Consider the following 10,077-nt stretch of genomic DNA (forward strand, 5'->3'; position numbering starts at 1 on the left):
AAGTCAACAATAAGTAGGATTTTTAGTAACTTTTAATTGTTATGGAAAAAAAATACTTAGGGAAGACCTAAATTGAACTGACCATATCAAAAGATATAATCAATACAATTTAGGTTCATAAAAAGTAGATTACGCAGAATTTGATTAAGGTGGAGACGTCACAACTCCGTTATTTCTTATTTGGAAGTAGAGAGCGTGCTAGAAATAACTATACACAACAACAGCTAAATGCAATACCTCCCTTTACTTCAATAATGATGAATGTCTAACTTATTTTTATTATTTTCGTTTTAATAAAATAGTCGGTACTGCATTTAGCTGTGGAACGTTATAAGCTACCGGCAAACTAAACAAAAATGATTAACGGAAAAGAAATACAGAAAGTAATATTTGCAGGAGGAATGTTAATGTTTGCCTCATTAACTCTTTTTTTTATTGCAGAGGATTCAACTTTCTTTAGAATCTTTGGGTTACTTAGTTTTGGTTACTTTACTTGTGGATTAATGGCAGCGCTATTATACTACTATTATCCAAATTCAGCACCAATAAAGAAATTTTACTTTAAAATAACTGGAAAAAATGAGTTTACTCAAAATCAAGATTTAAAGAAAGATTTCATGGAGATATATAATGACGATGGTATTTTTACATTCTTCGAAAATTCTTTTTCAATTAAATTCGAAAATTCAGTAGATTCTATAAATTGGAGTGAAATAAATTCTATGATAGCTTATAAAATGGATTTATATACAACAGATCTAATCTGTTTAGAAATTTATTGCTCAAACAATCTCAATTTTAAGATAAACGAAGAGACACCGGGATGGTTTAGATTTATAGAAAATTCAAAAAAAATGCTACCTAATATTACAGAAAATTGGGAATCAAGCATTGTACTTCCTGCATTCGCAACAAATTTGACATTGATTTATGACAAAGAAAACAGAAATTTGGAAGAGGTTACTAAAGGACTAAATGAAAAAAAAGGCAGCTTATAACAGCGGTTTTAAGCAATGGCTAGCTTTAGGATTTGTTAGGAATGGTCAGTGTTTGCACTTCTCACCTATTTTTCAAATTTTTTCTTTCAATCTTTTCGGTATATTTGTGAACGTCAGTGGTAATTCCGCCGCCACTGCATAAAGCCGGCGGGACGTTAGGCACAATAAACCCAAACGAACTATGAAATTATTAACAATATTTGTCCTTATAATTACTTTTTCAAAAAATTATTCACAAACAAACAATATCAAATACGTACATTTTCATAGTAGCAACTCATCAGTAATTGATAGTGGCATCGATATATCTATTTATCATTTAGAAGATAATAGTGTAGATGTCTATGTTGAAACTTTTAATAGCAAAAAGAAATATAAAACAACCTCTGAAAAGTTTTTGGAATTATCGTCTGCAATTATAAAAATAAATCCTAAAGATGTAATACATGATGAAAAAAATTGTCTTGATGGAAATGACACAGAAATAAATTTTGCATCAAGATATACGTTACCTGAAAACATAGTTAAATATTCCATTTCATGTTTAGGATCCGAAGATAAAAATACTGCTTGGAAAGATTACTTAATTGCAGTAAACTTAATATTAGATATTGCTAAACTTGAATTAAAGGACTTAAAATAATACTGTGCCTAACAGCAGTTTGGCAAAATTGCTAGGCTTGGTTTGTGTCGGTAAGCGATGTTGTTTGCATTTCTTCTCCGAAGTCAGGTTTTTTCTTTCTAACTTTTCGGTATATTTGTGAACGTAAATCATTAACTGTCGCAACTTTGCCAAGCTGCAACACGTTATGCACCATTTTGAAAAAAATCGCAAGAAACATGTTTCTTATACCATAATTTGGTATATTTGAATAAATTTTTATAATTATGGCAAAGAACACATCAATTTTGCTAGGCAATCATTTTGAAAATTTCATTAATGAAGAGATTGCATCTGGTCGCTTTAGTTCTGCAAGTGAAGTTATTAGAACAGCTTTAAGGTTGTTAGAATTAGAAGAAGAAAAAATAAAACAATTGCGAAGAGAAATTGAAATCGGTGAAAAAAGTGGAATGGTTTCAAATTTTGATCCAGAAGCTCATTTAGCAAGTCTTCACAAAAAATACTTATGAAAAAGTATAGAATAAGTAGACAAGCACTTGAAGACATTGATAATATTTGGTTGTATACTCTTCAAAATTGGTCGGTAAATCAAGCCAATCGCTATTATCGTTTAATTTATCAAGAAATTGAATATATCTTAGAAGATTTTGATAGCGGAAAAGATATTGGAAAAATTAAATCCGGTTACAGACAAGCTAGAGTTAAATCTCATCTAATCATTTACAAAAAAGCTGATGATAATGTGTTAGAAATAGTAAGAGTTTTACACCAAGCAATGGATATTCCAAACCGCTTATAAAAACGGTGCATAACAGCAGTTTGGCAAAATTGCTAAGCTTGGTTTTTATCGGTAAGCGCCGCTGTTTGCACTTCTTCTCCGAAGTCAGGTTTTTTCTTTCTAACTTTTCGGTATATTTGTGAACGTAAATCATTAACTGTCGCAACTTTGCCAAGCTGCAACACGTTGTATGCCATTTAACCAAAACGTAGCGAAATTACAATAATCAAATAAATTTAATTAATTCATACATTTGCGGGATGACAGAAACTGCAATAAAAGAACAATTGAAAAAAAAGGATAAAGTATCGTCAACATTCATTGACAATATGAAATTGCCTGTACATGGATGGTTTAGATATACGGCTGGTTTTTCCGCAGAATGGGTCAAGACCGTTTTTGATAAATTCCCTGAATCAAATAATATACTTGATCCCTTCGTTGGCTCTGGAACTGTTTTACTTGAAGGACAATTAAACGGAAAAAACACATATGGTGTAGAAGCTCATATGCTTATTCATAAAGTAGCTGAATCTAAATTATTATGGACAATTAATCCCGATGAGTTTGAAGTTTCATCAGATTTATTATTAACTCAAGTCTTAAACTTCAAATTACCTAAAAAAAAATATCCGCAACTCTTGGTTAAATGTTACTCAGAGGAAACTTTGAATGAGCTTTTCAAAATGAAATATGTTTGGGAAAATCTCAATGTAAATGAAGATCATAAAAAACTATTATGGTTCGTTATAACTTCAATTCTAAGAGTTTCATCATCTGCTGGAACTGCCCAATGGCAATATGTTTTACCAGGTAAAACTAAATCAAGAATCTTGGCTCCATTGATCGCATATCAAGACAAAATTAATTCTATAATTAAAGATATGAAATTAATGCAGTCTAAAAATTTAATTCTTGGAAACACGACTCTTATTAAAGGCGATGCTAGAACTTTAAACGGTATACCAGATAATTCTATTGATTTAGTGGTAACATCTCCACCATACGCAAACAACTATGATTATGCTGATGCAACAAGAATAGAATTATCCTTTTGGGAAGAAATAGATAATTGGGGAGAACTACAAAATCTAGTAAAAAATGATATTGTGAGAGCATGTACACAACATGTTGCACATATCAAAAATGAAATTGATGAGTTATTTGAATCGGAGTGTCTAAATCCAATTCGTGACGAACTTAAAAAGCAATTTGATCTTCTATCGATTGAACGATTATCTCATGGTGGTAAAAAAAATTATCATCTTATGGCTTTAGCTTATTTTAAAGATATGGGAGATACATTTGTTGCATTGAGAAGAGTTTGCGCTGAAAATTCAAATATTTGCTTTGTAGTTGGGGATTCTGCTCCATATGGCATTTATTTGCCTGTAGACAAATGGTTAGGTGAATTAGCTATTGGTGCTGGATTCAATTCTTATTATTTTGAAAAAACAAGAGATCGAAATGTTAAATGGAAAAATAGAAAACATACTATTCCTTTAAAAGAAGGTAGACTTTGGATTAAATAAAAGCATATGGCAATATCACCCGCACATAAATTTGGACAAATTATAGGAGAAATTCTTGAAAATACAATGAAAAAGTATTTTCAAGAATTTGCAACAGCAAATAATTTATATTTAGATTCTATAGGAAAGCGAAAAGCTAGATCTGGTAAAAAAGTATCTTGGATAGATAGTTTTGGTAATAAGCATGATTTAGATTTTGTACTTGAAAGAAATGGTACAGAAGATAAAATAGGAACTCCTGTAGCCTTTATAGAAAGTGCATGGAGAAGATATACAAAGCATTCAAGAAATAAAGCGCAAGAAATCCAAGGAGCAGTATTGCCTTTAGCTTCAACTCATAGTCATTCAGCACCGTTTCTAGGAGTTATTTTAGCAGGAGTTTTTACTAAGGGAGCATTAGAACAATTAAAATCAAGTAGTTTTGAAGTTTTATATTTTGAATACTCAACTGTAACTAAAGCTTTTTTAGAATTTGGATTGGATGCCTCTTTTGATGAAGATACATCAACAGATGATTTTAATAAAAAAATTAAAGCTTGGGAGTTATTTAAAGATAAAGAAAAAGTTATTGATAAATTAATTGAAATTAATAAAGAAAAAGTAGAAACTTTCTTTACCGCACTTAAAAAAAGCGTTGATAGATACATAACAGAAGTTAGAATTTTACCATTATATGGTTCTCAAAAAGTATTGAACTCAATTGAAGAAGCCCTGCAATATTTGAGCACAAAAAATTTTCCTAATAAGTTAGATAATGATTTAGTTAGATTTGAAGTTAAAATCGTTTATAATAATAATGATAAAATTGAGGCTTCATTTTCAGATTGTGATAATGCAATGGCATTTTTATCAAACTATAAAAGTCCAAAACTAAAAGCAAAATAAACGGCATACAACAGCGGTTTTAAGCAATGGCGGCGCTTGGGGTTTTTGGAGAATTTTGTGAAATTTTTCGGTATATTTGTGATGTTCCGTGAGTGGAAAACCGCCACTGCATAAAGCCGGCGGGACGTTAACGGCAAGCAAAAAATAACACGTGCGCTAAGAACAAAACTTGTACGTATCAAAAAAACTTCTTAACTTTGCACGTATAAGTTTAACTTAAAAAGGTCGTGTATCATGAATACTAAGCTAACATTAACAATCGAACAATCTGTGATTGAAAAGGCTAAAAAATATGCTAAAGAAAAAGAACGCAGTTTATCTGATTTAATTGAAAATTATTTAAAAGCATTAACAAAAGATAATGCTCAAAATGATATTGAGTTAACTCCTATCGTAAAATCGTTAAAAGGTTCGTTCAATGCTCCAAAAAAGATCAATTATAAAAAGGATTTAGTAAATAGATTATCTGAAAAATATTTATAATCTATGGCAAAAATTCTAATCGATACTGATGTTATTCTTGATTTCTTTTTTGATCGAGAGCCATTTTCGGAAAACGCAGCAAAAATTTTATCTCTTTGTGAATCAAAAGAAATTACAGGATTTGTCACTCCTGTAATTATTAGTAATGTCTATTACTTACTAAGACAAACTGCGAAACACGAAAAAGTAATTGAAAAGTTAAAAATGTTAGTTTCAATTACAGAAGTTCTTGTAATTAATAAAGACTCAATATTACAAGCATTAAATTCAGAGTTTAAAGATTTTGAAGATGCTTTACAAAACTACTCAGCGGAACTAAACAAAGAAATTGATATTATAATTACACGAAATACCAAAGATTATAAAAACAGTTCTTTAGGAGTCATGACACCAGACAATTATCTAAAAATGAGGATTGCCAGCCGTTAACAGCGGTTTTGTGCAAGTGGAGTTTCGGTGTTTAATGGAACGAGCTGGCTCAAAAAGTCTTTGCTTTTTTTGAAAATTATCTTCCAAACTTTTCGGTATATTTGTAAGCATCAGTAACAAAAATCCCCACCAGCACAAAGCCGGCGGGACGTTATACAACATTTTAGGATTATGAGTAAAAATAAAATACTTATTTGTTTATTCCTTTTTCATATTTTTAGTTATGCTCAAAATAATTTGAATCATGGAACATATCTAACAAATGACAAGTTAGGATATATTACTATTTATCCTAATAACACTTTTGGATATGTTTCTTTCTTTGACACTTCTCCTTATTTAGAAAGTAAAAAAAAGAAATCCTTTATAAAAGGTTTTTTAATCAAAGAACAAGGAGCTGGAACATACATCTTTGATAAAAAAAATATAGAGTTAAAATTCACAGACGAAAAAACACCAATTGATAGTTTAAAAATAGAAAAAAAAACAAACACATCTGATTCCTTAACAATTACAATTTTACCTATATATAATTCCAATATGTTAGGTAAAAGCGAATTAACTATAACAAACGAAGAACTGAATTTGGATTTATGGACTACGGAAAAAATTTCTTTCAAAGTTTTGAAAGAAAAAATTCCTTTTAAAATAAACACTAATTTTCAAGCAGAATTGATTATTGATGAGATGAATGATTATATAATAAAGATTTACATAAATACATTCAGGATAAGAAATAGTTCCAATTTGGCATCTAAAAAATTCAAATTAAGCACGTTAACTTATTTAAAATAAAAACGTTGTATAACAGCAGTTTAAAAAAATTGCATGGCTAGTGTTTTTAAGTAAAAGTCAGTGCTTGCATTTCTTTATTTAAATGGCGCTTTTTCTTAACAACCTTTTCAATATATTTGTAAACAACAGTAATAAATCTTTGCAACTTTTTCAAGCTGCAAAGCGTTGTGTGCAATAGAAAAAAATGAGAACAGTACTCGCGATAATAAATTTCATTGCTCTAATTGGAGCTATCATATGGTGGATCTCTGCTCCTGATTGGGAACCAGCTGTAACTTCTATTGGATTATTTGGAGCACTTATCGCCCAAATATTTACCAGTGATGAAATAAAATCTAAATTAAAATTTATCCAAAAGTCAGGAAAAGAATCCCATAATTATCAAGCCGCAGGAAATCAAACTATAACTGATAATAAAAAAATTCAAAAAGGAAGTGAAAATTCACAGTTAATGCAAGCCGAACAAATGACTGTTCATATTGGTATTGATGAGAAGAGAGCAAGAGAGATTTACCAAGAAATGAATTTGCAATTAAGGAAAGACTACACTCAAGATGCGTGGACAGTGGCCAACTCGAGAGTTAGTGAATTTGAAAAAAGTCTAATGCCCAAAATGGAAAAAGTAAATGGAGCGTTAGAAGCATTTGCAGACCCTAGTTTCCAATTATTATTAGTTGAAGCGCAAAAAACGGCTGCTGCGACAGAAAGACCCGCAGATTATGACCTTTTGTCTGAATTACTAATTCATAGATTTCAGAAAGGCGAAAATCGAAATATTAGAGCTGGAATTAGCCGAGCAGTTGAGATAGTTGATAAGATTTCTGATGATGCTTTATTAGGTTTAACTGTGTCTCACGCAGTTTCAACATTTTGGCCAGTGAGCGGAGATGTTAATCAAGGATTAGATGTTTTAAATGAACTGTTCGGAAAATTATTATATGGTAGCCTTCCAGTTGGAAACGGCTGGCTCGACCATTTGGATATATTGGATGCCACTCGGTTGAGTTCATTTGGCAATCTAAAGAAAATACAGCAATATTATCCTGAACGATTAGCGGGTTACATCGATGTTGGAATTGAGAAAGAATCTGAGAATTTTAATAAAGCGATTGAAATAATTAAGGCCGCTCAATTGCCGCAAAATATGTTAATTGAACATTCATTTAATAAAGGTTTTCTAAGGATAAGTGTTCCAAATAGACAACAGATAAGTTCTTTAAATATACAGCATCAAATAAACCACGGTGGTAATATTATTACAATACCGGTGCCTTTATCTGATGATCAGAAAAACGCCATTAATTCAATATATGATCTTTACAAGCAAGATGGTAATATTAGAAGCGAGAATATTCAAAAATTTATGGAAGAGTGGGACAAGCGTCCAAACTTGAAAGTCTTGAAGGAATGGTGGGACAATATTGGCACGAGTTTCCAAATAACATCTGTAGGAAAGGTTCTTGCACATTCTAATGCACAGAGGTGTGATAAAAATTTACCACCACTTGACTAGCTCTTTAAAATTGATAAAAAATAGATTAGCTACTGCACACAACAGGCGTTTGGCTCAATGGCGGGTGACGTGGTTAATTGAACATTCTACCTCGAATCAACATTTGTGGTATATTGACAGTTTTATGCTCCGAAATCCGCCACTGCGCCAAGCGCCAAAACGTTAGGCGCTATTAAACCAAAAATGACGGATAATGACTAAATTTTTCATATACTTCTCAATACTTTTTAATTTCTATTTCGCAAATTGTCAAAATAACGATGAAAGCATTATTCTGAAAAATAAAGTTAGCGAACAGAAAGTTTATGACGAAAAAAATGAGTTGTCTGAAATATCTAAATTTGATGAACATGGGAGATTAATCTACAATCAAAAAGATAATTTCACAAGTGCAACGTATCTAAAAACATCACGAACTTTTAAGTACGATAACAAGGGAAATATTTTAGAAACAATAATGACTCATTCATCGTTTCCAGAACCAACAATAATGACCAATGAATACGACGAAAAAGGAAATCTTATAAATGTCTATTCAGAAAACAAAAAATTACTTCTCAAAAATTACTACAATGTAGATAATAAAAAAATCCGAGAAGAAATGTTCGGTGACAATGATTCTATAAAGCAAATCACAGAATATGAATATTTTGATAATGGCAAAAAAATCATAACTAAAATAAATGGTGATTTTATAAAAAACAGAACAATAATAGAATATTTTGATGACCAAAATAGAGAGATTAAATCTGAAGCATTCAATAATGATAAATTCTACTTTTCCACAATCAAAACATACTTAAAAGACAAATTAGTAAAAGTAATTTATAATGAAGGTAGCTCCACACATGGAGATAATTACTTTTATGATACTAAAGGTCAATTTATAAAAAGAGAACTATTCAAGATAGAAAATGGGAAAGAAATTAAAACTGGATTTGAAAAATTTGAATACTCAAATAATGGTTTAATATTTAAGTATTCGGAAAATATATATTCATCAGGTTCAAAAACCAGAACGTACAGATATGAATACATTTTTCAAAATTAACAGCGCCTAACAGCGGTTTTGTGAAATTGGGGTTTTAGGCAAAATTTAAAGGCAATTTTATATATTTGACATCAGTCCTAATGGAATGGTCTGGGAATAAAAATCCCCAACTCCACAAAGCCGGCGGGACGTTACCAGCAATATTCGCTCAACAGAAACTTTAAAACGTTATGATTTCAGAGATTTTAGACATTTTGGGAAGTTTAGCAAGACCAATTAAAAAAGATAACCCAAATGATTCTGTAAAAAATTTTATAGTTTTTTTTTCATACGTTATTTCAATAGTTTGTATTATATTCATTATTCCAGAATATAAAGCAATTATAAACTTAGAAAATTCACTATTTTTTATTTTTACAAGTGTTGCAATTTCAATTGTATTAGCTTTTCTATCAATATATATTTTATGGAAATTAAATCTTATTCCCGAACTAGTTTTTTCGACACTTTTAACTTTTGCTATTTCAATAATGCTACTTTATATTCTAATTATTTTTCTACTAAATGATTACTTAAATTTTCTGTAATAACTAAAGAAATACTGCTGGTAACAGCGGTTTTCTGCAATGGCGGGGTTGGGGATTTTTTGGAATGGTCAGTGAGTGCATTTCTTCTTTAAAAAGAAGTTTTTTCTTAACTACTTTTCGGTATATTTGTAAACGTCAGTAATAAAAAACCGCCACTGACAGAAAGCCGGCGGGACGTTATAAGCTAGTTGCGTAGTGCGTGTGGAAAAATACTCAAACTAATAGTAATCAATACATTTCGCAAAAAATAAAAGACCAATTTTGTGTGTAAACGAAACTTAAAAACATTGTGAAAAATTAAGTTTTTAAAATTGGAACGTGAAAAACTAACTAGAAAAACTAACTGGAAATTCAGTACGCAAATCTTTGAAAATCACATTCATCTTAAATTTGCCACAAGTGTAAATTAAAAATTTACACCTGATGACAAATCACACGCCTGAATAGAATGCCAACGCGCATTA

12 protein-coding genes are annotated in these 10,077 nt (G+C 30.5%); all 12 read left to right on the forward strand.

Features of this window, described 5'->3' with window-relative positions; genetic code table 11:
* The first annotated feature begins 356 nt into the window (after positions 1 to 356).
* The 12 genes from G498_RS0109415 (at position 357) to G498_RS0109485 (ending at position 9,613) form a co-directional block, all read left to right on the forward strand.
* Positions 357 to 998, forward strand: coding sequence for a hypothetical protein (locus G498_RS0109415; RefSeq protein ID WP_026980949.1), 642 nt, complete (start codon positions 357 to 359; stop codon positions 996 to 998).
* Positions 999 to 1,179: 181 nt separating this feature from the next.
* Positions 1,180 to 1,641 (forward strand): hypothetical protein, encoded by a 462-nt coding sequence (locus G498_RS0109425; protein WP_026980950.1) that lies wholly within the window; start codon positions 1,180 to 1,182, stop codon positions 1,639 to 1,641.
* Between the two features lie 245 nt (positions 1,642 to 1,886).
* Positions 1,887 to 2,129, forward strand: coding sequence for a type II toxin-antitoxin system ParD family antitoxin (locus tag G498_RS0109435; protein ID WP_026980951.1), 243 nt, complete (start codon positions 1,887 to 1,889; stop codon positions 2,127 to 2,129).
* Positions 2,126 to 2,419 (forward strand): type II toxin-antitoxin system RelE/ParE family toxin, encoded by a 294-nt coding sequence (locus G498_RS0109440; protein WP_026980952.1) that lies wholly within the window; start codon positions 2,126 to 2,128, stop codon positions 2,417 to 2,419. The genes G498_RS0109435 and G498_RS0109440 overlap by 4 nt, the downstream gene beginning before the upstream one ends.
* 239 nt (positions 2,420 to 2,658) lie before the next feature.
* Positions 2,659 to 3,930 (forward strand): hypothetical protein, encoded by a 1,272-nt coding sequence (locus tag G498_RS0109450; protein ID WP_051269831.1) that lies wholly within the window; start codon positions 2,659 to 2,661, stop codon positions 3,928 to 3,930.
* Between the two features lie 6 nt (positions 3,931 to 3,936).
* Positions 3,937 to 4,815 carry a hypothetical protein gene (locus G498_RS0109455; protein ID WP_026980954.1) on the forward strand — a complete coding sequence of 293 codons (879 nt, stop codon included), beginning with the start codon at positions 3,937 to 3,939 and terminating at the stop codon, positions 4,813 to 4,815.
* A 234-nt stretch (positions 4,816 to 5,049) separates the two neighbouring features.
* Positions 5,050 to 5,298 (forward strand): DUF6364 family protein, encoded by a 249-nt coding sequence (locus tag G498_RS0109460; RefSeq protein WP_026980955.1) that lies wholly within the window; start codon positions 5,050 to 5,052, stop codon positions 5,296 to 5,298.
* Positions 5,299 to 5,301: 3 nt separating this feature from the next.
* A complete protein-coding gene (locus tag G498_RS0109465) occupies positions 5,302 to 5,727 on the forward strand; it encodes a PIN domain-containing protein (protein ID WP_026980956.1) in 426 nt (141 codons plus the stop codon).
* Between the two features lie 171 nt (positions 5,728 to 5,898).
* Positions 5,899 to 6,522: a hypothetical protein gene (locus G498_RS0109470; protein WP_131387713.1), complete on the forward strand. Its 624-nt coding sequence runs from the start codon at positions 5,899 to 5,901 to the stop codon at positions 6,520 to 6,522.
* Between the two features lie 184 nt (positions 6,523 to 6,706).
* Positions 6,707 to 8,035, forward strand: a complete 1,329-nt coding sequence (locus G498_RS0109475) for an LPO_1073/Vpar_1526 family protein (protein WP_205619176.1) — start codon at positions 6,707 to 6,709, stop codon at positions 8,033 to 8,035.
* A gap of 193 nt (positions 8,036 to 8,228) precedes the next feature.
* Entirely contained in the window at positions 8,229 to 9,086 is an 858-nt protein-coding gene (locus tag G498_RS0109480; protein WP_026980959.1) for a hypothetical protein, read from the forward strand.
* A 170-nt stretch (positions 9,087 to 9,256) separates the two neighbouring features.
* Positions 9,257 to 9,613: a hypothetical protein gene (locus G498_RS0109485; protein WP_026980960.1), complete on the forward strand. Its 357-nt coding sequence runs from the start codon at positions 9,257 to 9,259 to the stop codon at positions 9,611 to 9,613.
* The last annotated feature ends 464 nt before the right edge of the window (positions 9,614 to 10,077 follow it).

The sequence above is a fragment of the Flavobacterium suncheonense GH29-5 = DSM 17707 genome (genome assembly GCF_000430025.1).
Taxonomy (GTDB): domain Bacteria; phylum Bacteroidota; class Bacteroidia; order Flavobacteriales; family Flavobacteriaceae; genus Flavobacterium; species Flavobacterium suncheonense.